The 16,612-nt window shown below is 68.1% G+C and carries 17 protein-coding genes and 1 tRNA gene; 10 read left to right on the top strand and 8 right to left on the bottom strand.

Going from position 1 to position 16,612, the window contains the following annotated elements:
* Nucleotides 1-51: 51 nt before the first annotated feature.
* The 3 genes from QA861_RS45730 to QA861_RS45720 all read right to left on the bottom strand — a co-directional run bounded on the left by QA861_RS45730 (nt 52) and on the right by QA861_RS45720 (nt 1,438).
* The gene (locus tag QA861_RS45730) at nt 52-561 is read right to left on the bottom strand and encodes a phosphoribosyltransferase (RefSeq protein ID WP_334595180.1); all 510 of its coding nucleotides are present in this window, start codon (nt 559-561) and stop codon (nt 52-54) included.
* Nucleotides 562-575: 14 nt separating this feature from the next.
* On the bottom strand, nt 576-1,151 hold the full coding sequence (gene dcd / locus QA861_RS45725) for a dCTP deaminase (RefSeq protein ID WP_334595079.1): 576 nt from the start codon (nt 1,149-1,151) through the stop codon (nt 576-578).
* A 107-nt stretch (nt 1,152-1,258) separates the two neighbouring features.
* The gene (locus tag QA861_RS45720) at nt 1,259-1,438 is read right to left on the bottom strand and encodes a hypothetical protein (RefSeq protein ID WP_334595179.1); all 180 of its coding nucleotides are present in this window, start codon (nt 1,436-1,438) and stop codon (nt 1,259-1,261) included.
* 372 nt (nt 1,439-1,810) lie between these two features.
* On the opposite strand from QA861_RS45720, the gene QA861_RS45715 reads away from it, so the two are divergent.
* Nucleotides 1,811-1,884 (top strand) — tRNA-Gly (locus QA861_RS45715).
* A gap of 229 nt (nt 1,885-2,113) precedes the next feature.
* Here the strand turns inward: QA861_RS45715 and QA861_RS45710 are convergent.
* From QA861_RS45710 to QA861_RS45700, 3 genes are read right to left on the bottom strand one after another with little or no spacing between them, the layout of a single operon-like run.
* Nucleotides 2,114-2,761 carry an LLM class oxidoreductase gene (locus QA861_RS45710; RefSeq protein WP_334595178.1) on the bottom strand — a complete coding sequence of 216 codons (648 nt, stop codon included), beginning with the start codon at nt 2,759-2,761 and terminating at the stop codon, nt 2,114-2,116.
* Complete coding sequence (locus QA861_RS45705; RefSeq protein WP_334595078.1) at nt 2,686-3,258, bottom strand: LLM class flavin-dependent oxidoreductase; 573 nt, start codon at nt 3,256-3,258, stop codon at nt 2,686-2,688. The genes QA861_RS45710 and QA861_RS45705 overlap by 76 nt, the downstream gene beginning before the upstream one ends.
* Complete coding sequence (locus tag QA861_RS45700; protein ID WP_443041702.1) at nt 3,255-3,938, bottom strand: SPDY domain-containing protein; 684 nt, start codon at nt 3,936-3,938, stop codon at nt 3,255-3,257. The genes QA861_RS45705 and QA861_RS45700 overlap by 4 nt, the downstream gene beginning before the upstream one ends.
* A gap of 616 nt (nt 3,939-4,554) precedes the next feature.
* On the opposite strand from QA861_RS45700, the gene QA861_RS45695 reads away from it, so the two are divergent.
* The 3 genes from QA861_RS45695 (at nt 4,555) to QA861_RS45680 (ending at nt 6,548) form a co-directional block, all read left to right on the top strand.
* Nucleotides 4,555-4,785 carry a hypothetical protein gene (locus QA861_RS45695; protein WP_266499683.1) on the top strand — a complete coding sequence of 77 codons (231 nt, stop codon included), beginning with the start codon at nt 4,555-4,557 and terminating at the stop codon, nt 4,783-4,785.
* Nucleotides 4,766-5,275, top strand: a complete 510-nt coding sequence (locus tag QA861_RS45690; RefSeq protein ID WP_334595076.1) for a DUF6879 family protein — start codon at nt 4,766-4,768, stop codon at nt 5,273-5,275. The genes QA861_RS45695 and QA861_RS45690 overlap by 20 nt, the downstream gene beginning before the upstream one ends.
* Nucleotides 5,276-5,522: 247 nt before the next feature.
* Nucleotides 5,523-6,548: an NAD-dependent epimerase/dehydratase family protein gene (locus QA861_RS45680; protein WP_334595075.1), complete on the top strand. Its 1,026-nt coding sequence runs from the start codon at nt 5,523-5,525 to the stop codon at nt 6,546-6,548.
* Nucleotides 6,549-6,554: 6 nt separating this feature from the next.
* Here the strand turns inward: QA861_RS45680 and QA861_RS45675 are convergent, their stop codons facing one another.
* Nucleotides 6,555-7,880, bottom strand: a complete 1,326-nt coding sequence (locus QA861_RS45675; protein ID WP_334595074.1) for an NsdA family TPR-like regulatory protein — start codon at nt 7,878-7,880, stop codon at nt 6,555-6,557.
* 521 nt (nt 7,881-8,401) lie between these two features.
* Between QA861_RS45675 and QA861_RS45670 the strand changes: the two genes are divergently transcribed.
* The 6 genes from QA861_RS45670 (at nt 8,402) to QA861_RS45645 (ending at nt 15,688) form a co-directional block, all read left to right on the top strand.
* Nucleotides 8,402-8,869, top strand: a complete 468-nt coding sequence (locus tag QA861_RS45670; RefSeq protein WP_334595073.1) for an ATP-binding protein — start codon at nt 8,402-8,404, stop codon at nt 8,867-8,869.
* A 48-nt stretch (nt 8,870-8,917) separates the two neighbouring features.
* On the top strand, nt 8,918-10,147 hold the full coding sequence (gene fxlM, locus QA861_RS45665) for a methyltransferase, FxLD system (RefSeq protein WP_334595072.1): 1,230 nt from the start codon (nt 8,918-8,920) through the stop codon (nt 10,145-10,147).
* A gap of 67 nt (nt 10,148-10,214) precedes the next feature.
* Nucleotides 10,215-10,406: an FxLD family lanthipeptide gene (locus QA861_RS45660; RefSeq protein WP_334595071.1), complete on the top strand. Its 192-nt coding sequence runs from the start codon at nt 10,215-10,217 to the stop codon at nt 10,404-10,406.
* 78 nt (nt 10,407-10,484) lie between these two features.
* Nucleotides 10,485-13,526 carry a lantibiotic dehydratase gene (locus QA861_RS45655; protein ID WP_334595070.1) on the top strand — a complete coding sequence of 1,014 codons (3,042 nt, stop codon included), beginning with the start codon at nt 10,485-10,487 and terminating at the stop codon, nt 13,524-13,526.
* Nucleotides 13,523-14,686 (top strand): lanthionine synthetase C family protein, encoded by a 1,164-nt coding sequence (locus tag QA861_RS45650; protein WP_334595069.1) that lies wholly within the window; start codon nt 13,523-13,525, stop codon nt 14,684-14,686. Before QA861_RS45655 ends, QA861_RS45650 begins: the two co-directional genes overlap by 4 nt.
* 24 nt (nt 14,687-14,710) lie before the next feature.
* On the top strand, nt 14,711-15,688 hold the full coding sequence (locus QA861_RS45645; protein ID WP_334595068.1) for a thiopeptide-type bacteriocin biosynthesis protein: 978 nt from the start codon (nt 14,711-14,713) through the stop codon (nt 15,686-15,688).
* A gap of 98 nt (nt 15,689-15,786) precedes the next feature.
* Here QA861_RS45645 and QA861_RS45640 read toward each other — a convergent pair.
* On the bottom strand, nt 15,787-16,612 hold an 826-nt coding region (locus QA861_RS45640), incomplete at its 5' end, for a hypothetical protein (protein ID WP_334595067.1).

The following is a 16,612-nucleotide window of genomic DNA, read 5'->3' as shown; positions in this document are numbered from 1 at the left end:
GGAGACGGCCGGTTTGCCCGCCTCACGCGAGGGACAGTCACCCTCCCGGCGCTACAACGCTTCCCGGGAGGGCGTGACGGCTTCCCCCGCCTTACGCACCACGGGCAGAACACTCCACGGAAAGTTGATCCACGCGTCGGTCCGCTTCCAGACGTACTCGCATTTCACGAGCGACTGCGTCTTCTCGTAGATCACCGCCGAACGCACCTCGGCGACGGCGTCCAGGCAGAAGTCCCGCACCAGCTTGAGCGTCTTGCCGGTGTCGGCGACGTCGTCGGTGATGAGGACCTTCTTGGCGGAGAAGTCGATGGCGTTGGGGACGGGCGCGAGCATGACGGGCATGGGGAGTGTGGTTCCGACGCCGGTATAGAACTCGACGTTGACCAGGTGGATGTTCTTGCAGTCGAGCGCGTAGGCGAGCCCACCGGCGACGAACACCCCACCCCGGGCGATGCTGAGGACGACATCGGGCTCGTACCCGTCGTCGGCGATGGTCTGCGCGAGCTCGCGGACGGCGACACCGAACGACTCGTAGGAGAGGTTCTCCCGCACACCACTCACGTCACCCACCACGCTCACACCTGCGTCCGGTGGAAGTTGAGGAAGGACCGGGAGGCGGTGGGCCCGCGCTGCCCCTGATACCGGGAGCCGTACCGCTCGCTGCCGTACGGGAACTCGGCCGACGAGCTCAGCTGGAACAGGCACAGCTGGCCGATCTTCATACCGGGCCAGAGCTTGATGGGCAGCGTCGCGAGGTTGGAGAGTTCGAGCGTCACATGCCCGCTGAACCCCGGGTCGATGAACCCGGCGGTGGAGTGGGTGACGAGCCCGAGCCGCCCGAGCGAGCTCTTGCCTTCGAGACGGGAGGCGAGGTCGTCGGGGAGCGTGATGACCTCGTACGTCGAGGCGAGCACGAACTCCCCGGGGTGGAGGATGAACGGCTCGTCGCCCTCGGGCTCGACCAGACGCGTGAGGTCGGCCTGTTCGACGGAGGGGTCGATGTGGGGGTAACGGTGGTTCTCGAACACCCGGAAGTAGCGGTCGAGGCGCACGTCCACGCTCGACGGCTGCACCATGGATTCGTCGTAGGGATCGATCCGTACCCGCCCGGAATCGATCTCGGCCCGGATGTCCTTGTCTGAGAGAAGCACGCCCCGAGGATACGCAAGACGCGCGAACCCGACACCACCGGCCGGTTCCGCGCGCCCGCACTGCTCTACTTCACTTACTCACTGGCTCACTTACCGACTTACTGACTTTACGTACTGGTGGTGCTCCGCTGCTGCTGCTCCAACGTCACCGGCACCACACTGCGGAGCCGCGCACAGCGCGGACACCGGACCAGCCGGCCGGGGCCGAGCCGCTCGGCCTGCTGCATCGGGAACGAAGCGGTGCTGAACACGTGCCCTTCGGCACAACGGACGACGGTGCGCTCGATCAAGTCCTCAGAGTCCCTTCCCCAAGAGCCGTCGCCGGTCACTGTCGAGACCGACGAGGACCGCCACATTACGGGACGAAAAGGGCGGCTCTGCAGGCGGCACTCCGATCCCGCCCGAACCTGCCCGACCCCTCTTCCGAGCCCCCACCGTACGCCCCAACTCCGCCCACCCGCAGCCGGGTCACGCCGCGAAAACGCGTCCGGTTCGGATGCGGTTCACATGCGGTTCGGGTCCGATTCGAGCCCGGTCCACGCCTGGAACACCGCCGGAATCCCCCGGAAACGGCGGCAGGCCCCAGGGCTTCGGCGCCGGGGGCCTGGCGTGCGGTAGAGTGACTGAGCGTTCGGACACCGGCCTGACCGGCGTCTTACGCGGGTGTAGTTTAGTGGTAGAACATCAGCTTCCCAAGCTGAGAGTGCGAGTTCGATTCTCGTCACCCGCTCCAGATTGAAATCCCAGGTCAGCGGCCTGGGGTTTGTTTGTTGTCTAGTCCAATTCGGAGGTTCCGTGCCCTCCGCGTGCCCTAAGTCGAGGTAAGGCGACCACATCCGGGCCGCTTGGGGGCCACTCCGGATGCGTCGACCTCCAGCGTCTCGAATGGCGAGACGCATTTCATGTGACCTGCACCACTATTGCGAGTTGAGCTTGCGAAGTCACTTACGCAAAGCGACAGTTCACGGCGCATGCTCTGGCGGCTTACTCAGCAACCTGGCCGGCTTCCTGAAGCGCGGGTCGAGGCCGTACTGCTCGGGGGCGCCGAGGTTCTCGCGCAGGGTGGGGCCTTCGTAGTCGTCGTGGAACAGGCCGCGTTCCTGCAGGAGCGGGACGACCTGGTCGACGAAGGCGTCGAAGCCATCGTGGTAGCTGTCGATGGCGATCGAGAAGCCGTCGCAGGCCCCTGCCTCGAACCACTGCTGCATGTGGTCGGCCGCGTCGGTGGCGGTGCCGGCGACCACCGGGTGGTAGTCGATGACGCCGTGGGCGAGCACGTCGCGCAGGGTCCAGCCTTCCCGGGCCACTTCGAGGGCGTGGGCGGAGCGTGGGTCGTGCGGACTGGGTATGGCGTCGGCGAGCTGGTCCGCCGTCAGGGGCTCGTCGAGCCGGCCGGGGTCGAGCAGGAGGCCGATCATGGCGCCGAGGTAGCGGACGCGTTGGTTCAGGTCGACGACCTCGTCCAAAAAGCGGCGCCGTTCCAGGGCGGCCTGGCGGGAGGGGGCGATGGTCGGCATGAAGCCGGCGAGCATTTTCACCTCGCCCGGGTCGCGTCCGGCGCGCTTGGCGGCGTCCCGCAGGGCCTGGCGCTGGGCCTGGGCGTCCTCGATGGTGTACGGGTTGGCGTAGACGCCGCTGGCGTAACGGCCCGCGATTTCCAGGCCCTAACTGCCGCCGCCTGGAAGATGACCGGCTGGCCCTGCTCGGACTGGGGGATGGGCAGCGGGCCACGGGAGGCGACGTGCTTGCCCTGCAGGTTGACCGGCTGGATCTTGTCCATGTCGGCGAACCGCTTGCCGTCGACGTCGAGCAGCCAGGCGTCCTTCTCCCAGCTGCCCCACAGCCCCTGCACGATCTGGATGACCTCGTGGGCGCGCTCGTACTTCTCCGCGCGCGGTGGGATCGTCGCGCCGAAGTTCGCCGCGGCGGCGGGGTCGGAGGTGGTCACCGCGTTCCAGCCGGCCCGGCCGTGGCTGATCACGTCGAGGGCCTTGAACTGGCGGGCGAGGTTGTAGGGCTCGGTGAACGTGGTGGAGGCGGTGGTGACCAGGCCGATCCGCTCGGTCTCGCGCGCAAGGACGGTCAGGATCAGCAGCGGGTCGATCATGTGGTGCGGGGCATGGTGGTCGAGGTCGACGTCCAGGACCGGGGTGTCCGCGATGAACAGCAGCTGGATCTTGCCGCGCTCAGCGGGCCTGCGCGTAACGCACGAACTGGTCCATGTCCGTGTAGCTGTTTCCACAGGTACGGGGCGCCGAGGACGGGTTCCGCCCACGCCTGCCAACCCATCAGATCAGGGCGCGGGTCGGCGTCCTGGATGAGCGGCGGCAGCATCTCCAGGGAGACGCTGGAGGCCAGTCCGGGGTCCGTGGCCGTGGTTGTGGGCCGGTCCACGTCGCGGATCCAGCCTCGCGCACCGAGCGCGTCGAGAACCTTCCCATGCCCCCTGAAGCCGACGTCGGGCGCCTCGCGAGCGTCGATGGCGACGAGAAGGTCGGCGAGTGCCTCGTACGGGACACCTCCGGTGAAGTACGCGTTCCACTCCGTCATCGCCGAGGCGGCATGTGTGCGGGCGCTCAGCTGCCAGGCGACGGGCAGTCCGCCCAGCTCGAACGGGTGGGCCGCGAGGATCCACTCGGCACCGCGCAGCCCATCCGGGCTCATGTACAGCAGGGTGTGGCGGGCCGTGGGCCACATGCGCCAGCCGAGGCCGGTCAGGGTGTCGCCGATGCGCTCGGCGAGAACTCCGTCGTCGCCGGCCAGGTGGCGCGGGATGACCCAGTACACCGGGTCCGGCGAGTGGGGGCAGGAGGTATCACTGGGAAGGTGCGGGTACAGGGGCGCCTCCATGAACTCGGCCACAGGTCGCTGACCGTCGTTGACCTGGGGTTTCAGCGGGTCGTCCACGTTGACATGCCCCTCCGTACTTCACCAGTAGTTTCGGCATCGTCTCTGTCTGCCTCCGGCGAACTGGTGAATCGGCGAAGCGAACCGCGCCCATACGTCCGTACGCCACCGATCGGTGTTTCCCCGCTCGTCGGAGCGACTGCACCGGTTCCCGGCATGAGGGTCCGCCCTGCTTCCGGAACTTGGAGATGGGCAGGATCTTGGGTATGACGTCGGCGAGTTCACGCAGCCGGTCTACCTTGATGAAGCGGCCCCCAGCCGCACTTCCGCACGATGTTCCTCGACCTCCGGAACAGCCCTTCGAGGAGCGACGCACAGGTATCGATTCCGGCCACTGCTGGGGGATTGCGGCTGGCTCACTGCTCGTCGCCCTAACCCCGGCCGCGCAAGGTCAACTTCCGTACTCCCGGCAAGTTTCGGCAAGTTCCTCGTTTCACGGCACCGCCGCGGGCCAGCTCTGGCACAGAGATCGTTACCGGCGTTCGAGGAGGACATCATGGCCCTGCGTAAGCTCGGTAAGGACCCGGAGAGTCCCAGTGGCGGCTCCCCCACCATCTACCTCGACGAGGAGAAGGACAGCTACCTCGTGCAGGGTTGGAAGGTGGAGGACATCGAGCGCCTCGGGCAGATGGACATCCCCGGCCACGAGTCGGTGGTGGAGATCCCCCGGCGCATGGTGCAGTTCTTCCTGGAGGTGAAGAAGGCCGATGAGGACCCCGACGTTTGAGGAACTGTTCCGCGACTGCCAGAGGACGGCTGTCCATCTGGAGATGCGCGACGCCTACATGAAGTCGGACCCGGCCTTCGTCGACTGGAAGGCCGGCGTGGCACTCGACCCGGCCGAGCGCTGGGGTGGCTGGCACAGCATCGTCACTGAGGCGACCTCGCGAGGCGTCGAGGTCCGCCGAGCCCGGGTCGTATCGACTCCCGTCAGCGAGTACATCCGCTTCGAGTACGACGTGACGAACGGACTGAACATCGCCGCCGGCGAAGACGTGCGCTGGCTCTCCCGGCGAAACGCAACGGGCCTCGCACTTCCTGGCAACGACTTCTGGCTTTTCGACTCCAGCCTCGTCCTCGTCAACCACTTCGACGGCGACGGCGAGAACATGGAGGTGGAACTCACGGAAGACCCAGAGGTGGCGAAGCTCTGCGAGTCTGCCTTCGAGTCCGTGTGGGCGCGGGCAACACCGCACGCAGAGTTCCAGCCGGCCTGACGGCTCGAACGGCAATTCGCAGCGACATGACATCGCCATCCTCGAGCGTTCAGGAAGCCCGCAGAGCCCTGGGTAAACGCCTGAGTGAAATCCGGCTCGATGCCGGGCTCACCAAGCGAGCGCTGGCCAACAGCCTCGGTTGGCATGAGTCGAAGTGTTCGCGCGTCGACCTGGGCGACGACTCTGTTCCCCACGGCTGGGCTGGGGTCTCTTCTCCTGGGTCCTCGGGAAGGGCAGGATTCTGGGCATGAGGATTCTGGTCTTGGGCGGTACGTGGTTCCTGGGCAAGAGCATCGTGGACGAGGCGCTACGCCGCGGCTGGGACGTGACGACGTTCAACCGCGGCCGGTCTGGGCGGGACGTGCCCGAGGTGCGCGCGGTCCACGGCGACCGTACTCAAGTAGAAGACCTCAACAGGCTTGCTGCCCAGGGTCCTTGGGATGCCGTGATCGACACGTCGAGTTCCGATCTGCCTCCGTGTGACGTGCGGCTGGCCGTACAGGCGCTGCGTGACGCGGCGTCCCGGTGGGTGCACATCTCCACCGTGTCGGTGTACGCGGGGTGGCCGCACCAGACCCTGACCGAATCGTCCAAGGTGCTGGACTGCCCGTCCGACGCGGACGAGTCCTTCGGCCACACGGGCTCGGACGGTTCGCCCACCAAATACGGGTTTCAGAAGGCCGGCGGGGAGCGGGCGGTCAGTGAGGCGTTCGGCGAGCGGGCGGTGTTTCTGCGGCCCGGGGTCATTCTTGGGCCGGGTGAGTACGTGGGCCGGCTGCCGTGGTGGCTGAACCGGGCCGGCCGGGGTGGACCAGTGCTGGCGCCGGCTCCGGCCGACCGCCTCATCCAGCCGGTCGACGTGCGCGATGTCGCGGCCTTCGCCACGGACCAGGCAGCCGCGACCACCGGCGGCGCCTTCAACGTGGCCCACCCTGAGGGGATGGGCTTCGGGAACTTCCTGCTCGCGTGCCTCGCCGTCACCGAGACGGACGGTCACCTGGTCTGGGTGGAGCCGGAGGCGCTCGTCGAGCACGGAGTGCGGCAGTGGACCGAACTGCCACTGTGGCGTACCCACACAGGGGTGTGGTCGGTGGATGCCGGCCGTGCGGTGGAGGCCGGTCTGCGGTGCCGCCCGCTCACCGAGACGATCACGGACACCTGGGCGTGGCTGCGGGCCGACGGTCGCCCCGTGGATCACCCCCGCTGGGCGGAGCACGGGCTCGCCCCCGAGAAGGAGGCTAAGATCCTCGCTGCCCTGGCCTCCGGCTCCTGAGTCGCCTCAGCCCTCCAGGGCGGCCACCGCTCCGGCGCCCGCGCCGAGTTGGTGCTGGGCGGCGAGTCGGCTGAAGTGCTCCAGGCGATCGCCGATGTCGTCGGCGAGGGGCGTTCGGTGGAAGCGTTCGTCGGTCAGGGCCCGGCGGATGCGCGCGGTGCGGGTCAGCAGGCCGGTGGCGCGTTGCTCACCTGGCACGATCCAGACGGGTTCGAGGGCTTCGGAGGCTCCGTCGAGATCGCCGCTCAGTAGCCTCGCGGCGGCCAGGTCCGCGGCGGCGCCGCCCACGACGCGTGCGGAGCGGAGTGCCTCGGGCTTGCTGGTTACCATCTCCAGGGCGGTGCTGGCTGCGGCCTCGGCCTGTTCGCCGTCACCGAGGAGCAGGCAGGTCGAGGCGTTGGACATGGCCAACCGCTCGCCGGGGAAGCCGAATTCGCCGGCCACGCCGTCGTGCAGGTCGTCGGTCTCCCCGCGTCCCTCCCGATGGGAGACGTCGATGGCCTGCTGGGCGGAGGCGGCGTCGCCTCGGTGGCCATGCGCGCGTGCCTCGATGGCCGCCAGGCGGCGGTGCGCGACGTCGCCGAGGCCGGTGAGCATCTGCGCGCGTTGCGCGATCTGGGCTGCCTCGGCGGGGCGGCCGGAGAAGTAGGCGATGTAGGCGAGAGCACCTCCGGCGAAGGCCCGTAGCGGTGTGAAGCGGGCGGTCTCGCCGTACAGGGCGGAGGCGCGGGCGAGGCGAGTGGCGCCGTCGAGGGACCCGAGGTCGAAGGCCGCCGCGGACAGCAGTGCGCAGGCTTGGCCCGCGATGATCAGTAGGTCCTGTTGCTGGGCGGGCACCTGGGTGCGGTCACGGTGTTGTTCCGCTTCCTCCCTCAGCCTGCGCGCGGTCTGGAGGACTTCGAACGCCGAGAAGGAGTGGTAGCGGCGGGCGAGTTCGGCGACGTCGTCTCGCAGCTGGTCGAGGGTGGTGTCGGAGATGGACGCGGAGGCGGCGGCGCCGGCCTCGCTGGATGCGTCGCGTGCGGTCATGTCGATCTCGTCTTTCAGGCTGAATACGGGTGCGGGTGACTCGGGCGAGGGCGGCGCCTGGAACAGGGCGGCGGCACTGACGCCGAACATCTCCTCCAACACCCGGCACGCGTCTGGGCTCGGCAGGGTCCGGATGGTTCCCGCGGTCCAGCGGCGGAACTGCGCCTCGGAGATCGTCGGGTTCGCGGTGCCCTTCTTGATGATCTTCTCGGCGATGCGGGTGAAGTGGGCCGAGAAGTCGCCGTAACGCCAGTGCCGTTGGGCCACCAGGGCCTTGAGCAGCGTCCTGGGACGTTCATCCATCGTCGGCCCCTCTCGGCCAAGAAGACCACTGACCATCCGCCGTCGGCCCTGTGCCTGCGGCTCCCTCGTCTGCAGGGGATCCCGTCACCTGCTCCGCACGCAACGCCCTTGGCTCAGATGACACTTCGACGCTACCCGCGCGCGACGTTTGTCACCCGGAAGAGCGCCGGACGCTATCTGCTGGGCCATGGCGGTGAGATCCACATCAGGCACACTCTGGTCGCCGTCACCGAGTGCAACGAACCATCGCCGAAAACGCACACGGTGGTTGAGATCCCGCTCGTTCCTCTCCGTCCCTTCCCAAGGAGTCTCGCCGTGATGCAGGAAAGCCCCCCACCGGCCCTCCAGGGCAGACGGCTGCTTCCCCTACGTCCGGGTGGCCGGGCCTGTTCCACTCCCCTGCCCGTGCAGCCTTGGGCGACTCCGGCCGGGGAAGACGCGGATTACGCCTATGTCAGCCGTTCCAGCAGCAGTACGAGGACCGTACGGCGAGTCCAGGACGTATCGCGCAGGTGGGAATGATGGCGGCCACAGGATCGCGGCCGTCGGTCGGCCGCATCCTGCGCGCGCTCGCGACGCCTCTGGAGCCCAGCCCGGAAGCCGTGTCCAGGGCGCGCAGGACCGTGCACGACACGCTGGCCACATGGGGCCTGGACAACCTGGCGGACGACATGGTGCTCGTCGCGTCAGAGCTCGTGACCAATGCCCTGCAGCACGCCTCAGGACCGATCGTGATGGTGTTGCAGCAGCGCGACGAGACGGTCCTCGTCGAGGTCGCCGACGTCTCTCCCGCCCTTCCGGTACCGCGCCGCGAGTCGGCCGACGACGAGTCCGGCCGCGGGTTAGCGCTGGTGGAGGCGTTCTCGGACGGCTGGGGATACCGCAGGCGGGGGAACCGTCGCGGCAAGTGGGTGTGGTGCAGCTGGTCGCTGAGTCCCATGGCCACCAAGCACGTCGACCAGCCCGTGCCCCTGGAGGCCGCGTCGTGACAACCTCCACAGCCGAGAAAGAGAGAACCCGTGAACAACGTCCCCGACATGACCACCCCTGACGACGGAGCCCCCGCGTCCGATCAGCAGCTGCGGGACGCGATGGTCCGGGAACTGATCGCGCTCGATGCAGCCCGAAGCCCGCACGTAGTGGCCGCGTTCCGCAAGGTCCCCCGTCATCTGGCCACCCCCGACGATGACATGGCGGCGGTGTACCAGGCGGAGAATGCCGCGATCACGAAGAAGGACGCCGACGGCGTGGCCATCAGTTCGGTGTCCGCCGCCCGCATCCAGGCCATGCAGATCGAACAGGCCGACATCCGGCCCGGCATGCGGGTCCTGGAGATCGGCTCCGGCGGCGTCAACGCCGCCTACCTCGCCGAGATCGTCGGACCCGAGGGCCTTGTCGTCACCGTGGACATCGACCCCGACGTCACCGCACGCGCCGAGAAGTTCCTGGCCGATACCGGCTACGACCAACAGGTGCGCGTCATCACCGCAGACGGCGAGTACGGCATGGCCGAGCATGCCCCGTACGACCGCGTCATCGTCACCGTCCAGGCCGCCGACATCCCGCCGGCCTGGACCGAACAACTCGTCGACGGCGGCCGGATCGTCGTACCCCTGCGGATGCGCGGCATGACCCGTACCGTCGCGCTCGTTCGCCACAGCGACCGGCTGGTGAGCGACAGCGTCGAACTGTGCGGTTTCGTGCCCATGCAGGGCGCCGGCGAGAACCGGGTCCGTCTGGTCCTCCTGCACGACACCGAGGGCGAAGAAGTCGGGCTGCGGCTGGACGGCCACCCCGAGCCCCATGCCGAGGGACTGCGAGCCGCCCTGCGCAGCCCTCGTGTCGAAGCCTGGTCCGGAGTGACGCTCGCCGGTGACGAGTCCAGCGAGCACCTGGACCTGTGGCTGACAACCGCGCTGGACAACCTGCCGCTCCTGGCCGCGACCCCGGCGGCCCGCGAACGCGGCCTGGTCGCCTCCGCCTCGCCGCTCGGCGTGCCCATGCTCGTCGACGCGGACAGCTTCGCCTACCGCACCGTGCGTCGTACCGACAACCCGGACCGATTCGAGCTCGGCGCCATCGGCCACGGCCCGCAGGGCCAGGAGGTCGCCGAGCGCCTGGTGGAGGAGATCCGGGTCTGGGACGGCGAGCACCGCCGCGACCGGGCACAGGTCGAGATCTACCCGGTGTCCACGCCGGACAGCCAGCTTCCCGAGGGCCGGGTCATCGACCGGCCCCATACGCGGGTCCTGATCACCTGGCCGTAGCGGCAACAGCGCCCACCGGCCAGGACAGCAACACACATCCCACCCAGCTCTACAGGAGGAATTCGAGATGGCACAGCAGGGCAGCACCACGCTCAAGGCCGCCACGGACTACACGGCCGCCGCCGACACGGACTTCGACCTCAACATCGAGACCATCGCGTCCGCCCCGGTCGTGCCGGGTCTTCTGAATGACACCGGCGACGGCTGCGGGGCGACCTGTCAGTCCGCCTGCTCCAACAGCACCTGCATCGGAGGCTGACCAACCGGTGCGGGGCCGGGCCGAAGTCCTCGGCCTGGCCCCGCACCGCCCAGGACGACGGACGAAGGAGCCACGGGGATGTACAAGGCCGTTGACGCGATTCTGATCAGAGCAGCCGCCCGGCCGCTGGTAGCCCAGGTGCCTCCCTGGCCTGACCTGGACGTCACTTCCTCCGGCGAGGTGGAGCACTGGCGGGAGTGGATCGGCAAGGTCTGGACGGACGATGTCACGGCGGCTGCCATCGAGGTCGCCAGCCCTCTTCTGGTGGAGGCCGTGCACGGCGTGCTCGACGACCGTAGCCAGCGGCCCCGAACCATCCGGCGCACGGTCATCTCGCTGGTGCGGTACCTGCTTCGGATGCAGCACCGTGCCACTCCCTTCGGCCTGTTCGCCGGCCCCGCGCCCGTACACCTCGGGAACCATGCCAAGGTCCGATGGGGCACCGAGCACCGGGCTTTCGCCCGAGCGGACGCCGATTGGCTTACCGAGATCGTCACCGCCCTGGAGCAGAACCCCGATCTGCTGCGGCGTCTGCCCGTGATCGCCGATCCCACCTGCATCGTCCGGGGCACCCGGATCGCCGTACCGCATCAGCTGGGCAAGGACGGCCCAGCCGAGGTCACCCTGCGCCGCACCCCCGCTGCCGAGGCAGTCCTTGAACTGGCCCGTTCGCCGATCACGGTCGACGACATCGTCGCCAAACTGCACGGCGGCTATCCCGACACGCCCACGTCGGTGATCGAGGACATGGTTCGTGGCCTCGTCGCACACCAGATCCTCATCACCAGCCTGCGGGCGCCCATGACCTGTGACGACGCCCTTGGGCACCTGGTGGCCGAACTGCCAGTCGTCAGCACCGAACCTCAAGCAGCAGCAACGGCTGGGCACCTCCGGCAGATCCATCAGCTTCTGATCCGGCACAACCATGCGCCGACCGCCGAACAGCGGGCTCTACGCACCGAGGCCACCCTGCGCATGACAGCCCTGACCGGTGTCACCGAGCGGACCCTGGTGGTGAATCTGCTGCCCGGCTGCGATGTCGTTCTGCCCGCCGAGGTCACCCGAGAAGCAGAACACGCCCTTCAAGTCATGGCCCGCCTCTCGCCGTTCCCGGCTGGACCCCCGGCCTGGCAGGACTACCGCGCACGTTTCCTGGAGCGCTACAGCATGGGCGCCCTCGTCCCGGTCCGCGACCTCACTGATCCCGACATCGGCCTCGGTTTTCCGGCGGGTTACCGCGGCTCCGTCCTCAAGCGACCCGTCCAGGGCACAACCCGCCGGGACGAACACCTCCTGGCCCTCGCCCAAGACGCGGCGGCGAACCAGGTACGCGAGGTGGTCCTGACGGAGGAGGATCTTGCCGCGCTCGCCGTCGACGAGGCCACTCAGGTCCCCGCCCATGTCGAGCTGTGCTTCTCCGTGCTTGCCACCTCCCTGGATGCCTTGCGGCAGGGGCAGTTCACGCTGAGTGTCGCGGGCCTGTCTCAGGCGGCGGGCACGACTACAGGCCGGTTCCTGGCCATGCTGGAGTCAACCGACCGCCACCGCATGACGGCCGCGTACGCGGCTCTGCCCACGCTCACCGCCGGCGCGGAGCGAGCGCAGGTCTCCAGCCCGCCGCTGCGCCGCCGTATCCAGAACGTCAGCCGCGCCCTCGCCGTCACGCCGCACCTGCTGTCGCTGGGCGAACACAACCCCGCAGCCACGCTTGACCTGGACGATCTCGCGGTGACCGCGGACTCGAAGCGCCTCTACCTGGCTTCACTGTCCACCGGCAAACTCATCGAGCCGTCGGTGATGAACGCGGTCGAACTCACCAACGCCACCCATCCGTTGGTCCGCTTCGTCACCGAGGTGCACCGCTCTCACACAGCCGTGCTGACCCCCTTCGCCTGGGGAGCCGCCGCCCGACTGCCCTTCCTGCCCGAAGTCCGCACCGGCCGCACCATCCTCTCGCCCGCCTGCTGGCGCCTGCGACTGAGCGACCTCGGCGACAACGACCATCCCGGCCGGCTACGCAGCCTCACCAACTGGCGCTGCCGCTACGGCGTAACCCGCACCGTCTTCCTCGGCTCCGACGACCGGCGCCTCCGCCTCGACCTCGACCACCCCACCCACCAACACCTCTTGCACATGGAGTTGGAGAGCACGGGCACCGCGATACTGCACGAAGCACCCGAGGACGCGGCATACGGCTGGCTCGGCCACGCCCACGAAATCACCATGCCGTTCGCCTCCAGCCTCCCACCCGCAGTCCGCCCACCCCGTACGACTGCGGTCGTACGGCGCGACAGCGGACGCCTGCCGGGCACCTCTCCATGGGCGTACCTGAAGATCTACTGCCACCCCGAACGCGTCCCGGAGATCCTGACCATGCACCTGCCCGGTCTGTTCCAGGACTGGGCAGGCAGCGAGCCGTTGTGGTGGTACACGCGCTACAGCGATCCGGACACCCACCTGCGTCTACGCCTCCGACTGCCAGCCCCCGATGCCTTCGGCACCGCCGCGCACCACGTCGGAGCCTGGGCGGCAGAACTCCGCAACACCGGACTGCTACGCAGCATTCAGTGGGACACCGACGAACCTGAGACCGGCCGCTACGGCACCGGCGACACTCTGGCCGCCGCCGAGAGCGCCTTCGCCGCCGACTCTGCCGCCGCGATCGCCCAATGGACGCTCGGCCTACTTCCCCGGCTGCAGCCGGCTGTCACCGCCGCCAGCTTCGCGGACATCGCCGCCACGTTCACCGGCAGCCCGGCGGCTGGGCGCCGCTGGCTGACCGAGCACCTGCTCAAGGGGCAAGGCGAGACGCCTTCGCGTGAACTCCAGGCACTGGCCATACAACTGACCGCCCCTGACAGCGACTTCGCCGCGATGCGAGCCCTTCCAGGCGGCGAACACGTCGTCACCGCCTGGGCTAGTCGCCGCGCCGCACTGGAGATGTACCGCACCGCCCTCGCCAACCACGGAATCGAACCCACCGACGTACTGCCGTCTCTGCTCCACATGCACCACAACCGGACAGCCGGCATCGATCCCGACAACGAGACCGTCTGCCGCCGCCTGGCCCGCGCCGCCGCCCTGTCCTGGAGCGCCCGCGCCGAAGGAGCACCACGGTGACTACCAGCGCCAGCCCCGTCCCCGTCCCCGTCCGCGAGCAGGACACTGCCTTGCGGCAGTCCCTCGCCCACGGCCCCCTCGGCATCACCCTGCTCCACGTCGAACACGCCCGCGAGGGCCGTGGATCGTGGCAGGCCGTCCACCGTCGACTCGCCGCCGTCGGCCCACTGATCTACGGCGACAAAGCGGGCCTGTTCCTCGGCGCACCCGCGATGGCGTACGTCCTGCACCTGACCGCCGCCGACAGCAACCAATACACCGGCGCCCTCAACACCCTCGACCACATCGTGGCAACGCACACCCGAAGCCGCCTGGAGGCCGCCCACACCCGTATCGATCAGGGCCAACCCACCAGCTTCGCCGAGTACGACCTATTGCGCGGCCTCACCGGCCTCGGAGCCCTCCTCCTGCGCCGCACCCCCGACGGCCCCGAACTTAAGAGCGTCCTGGAATACCTGGTCCGCCTGACCGAGCCGCTCCCCGGCCCCGACGGATGCCCACGGCCCGGCTGGTGGGTGGGTCACAACCCCGTCAACGTCGGCACATCCACCCTCGACGGCCACGCCAACGCTGGGCTGGCCCACGGCATCACCGGACCCCTGGCCCTCCTCGCGCTGGCCCACCTGCGCGGCATCACTCTGCCCGGCCACCAGGAGGCGATGCTGCGCATCTGCCGCTGGCTGGACCAGATACGCGTCGACGACCACCGGGGCACCCGATGGCCGCGCTGGACCACCGACACCACCGAGAGCTCCATGCACCCGACCGCACCATCATGGTGCTACGGCACCCCCGGCCTCACCCGCGCCCAGCAACTCGCTGCCCTCGCCCTTGGCGACACCGACCGCAAACGCATGGCCGAACGAGCCCTCCTGGACTGCCTGGCCGACCCTCTCCAACTCGATCAACTCACCGCTCGGGGCTTGTGCCACGGCATCGGCGGCCTCATACGGGTAGTTCAGCGCGTCGCCCAGGATGCCGACGAGCCTGCCACTTTCACCAACTTCCTGGCGCATCTCACCGAACGCTTCCTCGCCGCCGAGACACCGACGGAAGCCGGGTTCCTCGAAGGCGCGGCCGGAGCAGCACTCGCCTTCCAGGGCATCGAAGCCGACAAGGCACCGGCCAGCGACTGGGATGTCTGCCTGCTCCTCGTCTGACAGAGGCCCAGAAAGGAGGAAGACGTGGACCTGCACGACAGCAGAACGGCAGAACGAGCCGTCCACGCCGTCTTGGCCGGCACGCCAGTCGAGACGATTTCCGCTCGGCTGCACTTGTCACCGGAACACCTGGTCGAGGCCGTCGAGTTGTACCGGTCCGCTGGACTGGCGGCACTCGACGCACGGTCGACGACCCCCGACTGGCAGCAGGTGAACATCGAGTTCACCGACTACCCGACCGCCCAACACGCCTTCCTCGCCTACTTACTGCCGTCTCTACGCGAAGCCTCCGACGTTGGGGTCATCGGCGCCTGGTGGTTCGTCCGCAAGTTCCCCTGCTGGCGTCTCCGCGTCGCTCCCGGCCCGCAGTCGCTGGACGAGTGCGCAACGGAACCCATCCATGGAGCTCTCGACAGCGCGGTCTCGTGGGGCGTGGTGAAACGCTGGTGGCCGTCGCCGTATGAGGCCGAGACGGTGGCCTTCGGCGGAGCCGACGGGATGAGGATCGCCCACGCCTTGTTCCACTCGGACAGCGTGGGAGTTCTCGACTACCTGCATGGTCTGGCGGTCGAGGACAGCATTCCGCTCGACGCGAAGGCCACCTCGCTGATCATCACCAGCCTGTTCCTGCGCGCCGCCGACCAGGAATGGAGCGAGCAGGGCGACGTATGGGCGCGCGTTGAAGCCAAGCGCCCTCTCCCCGACGACGTTCCACCGGAGCGCGTGACCGCCGTGATCGGCACGGTGCGCAAACTCCTGACGGCCAACACCGCGCCTGCCTTCACCAAGGGCAACCCCCTGGCTCCCCTCGCTGAGTGGGCCGACGCGGTGGAGCGCGGCGGCCAGGCCCTCGGAAACGCCGGCCGCGAAGGCCGGCTCGGCCTCGGCACACGCGGCATCCTCACCCGCCACATCCTGTTCCACTGGAACCGCATGGGCTTCACCAAGCGTCAGCAGGCCATCTGGTCACGAGCGGCACGGGAGGCCATCCTCGGAAGCTAGCCTCGATCGCTAGCAGACGCCAACGCCACGTCGTCCGCGTCCTCTGGCGGACCACGCGTCAATAGAGCCTCTTATGCGGGTGTCTCCCTGGCAGGTGGCTAAATCGGAGAAGCGCCGAGAGTTGATCTGACGCTGTAAGCCGGGTCCGCAGCCAACTGCTCGCGCACAGACGGATAGGACGTGTCAGTTCTCTGATTCAATGCGCGGGCGAGAGCGCGGCGGACGCGCACGTCGGGATCAGCGGCCAGGCGACGGCCCAGATGTTCTGGTTCCCCATGATCGACCCACAAGGTTGCCGCAAGGCTACGGATTGCCCATCCTTGGCTGGCAAGAAAGGCGAGATCGTCCTTGACCGTGTCGCCGAGCCGCTGTAGAGCCCGGGTCGGCCAGTAATCAGATTCCTCGCCCAGCAGCGAATATACGAGGCGTCTTACCCAATTGCGTTGAGCGGTATCTGTCGCGAGCATGGCGGCAAGCATGACTGCTTGACCGCGACTGTCACGTGGCGTTCCATTAATACGAAATCCCCCGAGTTTATGCATGAACTGCCCATTGAGTTTGTCGTGGTCTGACGGCGTGGGGGACGTAGCCAGCCGTATCGCAGCCTCGAAGTATTCTCCTTGCTTGGAATCGTCGATATGGGGACTAAGGTTGGCAGCGGCGAGCAGATATTCTCCTCTATCGCTTGAGCAGACATGAGGGTCATCAGCCCGTGCTAGGAGCTCAATGACGGCCGGATCGATCGCGCCTGAAGAGAGATGACGTACGAGAAGCGAGTCGCCGATCGCGTTCGTCCCAACAGAATAGACACCATTCGCGTGATTGAGTGGTGTCGTGAGTCTTGCCAGTGCCTCGGCGGCGACGCTGGCATCGATGTCCTTGGGGTCCTCAAACGACAGCATCTCGCTTGCCCACGGGTTACCT

Source organism: Streptomyces sp. B21-083 (assembly GCF_036898825.1).
Classification (GTDB): domain Bacteria; phylum Actinomycetota; class Actinomycetes; order Streptomycetales; family Streptomycetaceae; genus Streptomyces.
Note: the sequence above shows the minus strand (reverse complement) of the source record. Positions and strands in the feature narration are given on the sequence as shown.

What these genes read in the sequence shown, in the direction of transcription:
- QA861_RS45705 (WP_334595078.1), bottom strand. Translation starts at nt 3,258, where the DNA reads ATGATCGACCCGCTGCTGATCCTGACCGTCCTTGCGCGCGAGACCGAG.
- QA861_RS45695 (WP_266499683.1), top strand. Translation starts at nt 4,555, where the DNA reads ATGGCCCTGCGTAAGCTCGGTAAGGACCCGGAGAGTCCCAGTGGCGGC.
- QA861_RS45690 (WP_334595076.1), top strand. Translation starts at nt 4,766, where the DNA reads ATGAGGACCCCGACGTTTGAGGAACTGTTCCGCGACTGCCAGAGGACG.
- QA861_RS45680 (WP_334595075.1), top strand. Translation starts at nt 5,523, where the DNA reads ATGAGGATTCTGGTCTTGGGCGGTACGTGGTTCCTGGGCAAGAGCATC.
- QA861_RS45675 (WP_334595074.1), bottom strand. Translation starts at nt 7,880, where the DNA reads ATGGATGAACGTCCCAGGACGCTGCTCAAGGCCCTGGTGGCCCAACGG.
- QA861_RS45670 (WP_334595073.1), top strand. Translation starts at nt 8,402, where the DNA reads ATGGCGGCCACAGGATCGCGGCCGTCGGTCGGCCGCATCCTGCGCGCG.
- fxlM (WP_334595072.1), top strand. Translation starts at nt 8,918, where the DNA reads ATGACCACCCCTGACGACGGAGCCCCCGCGTCCGATCAGCAGCTGCGG.
- QA861_RS45660 (WP_334595071.1), top strand. Translation starts at nt 10,215, where the DNA reads ATGGCACAGCAGGGCAGCACCACGCTCAAGGCCGCCACGGACTACACG.
- QA861_RS45655 (WP_334595070.1), top strand. Translation starts at nt 10,485, where the DNA reads ATGTACAAGGCCGTTGACGCGATTCTGATCAGAGCAGCCGCCCGGCCG.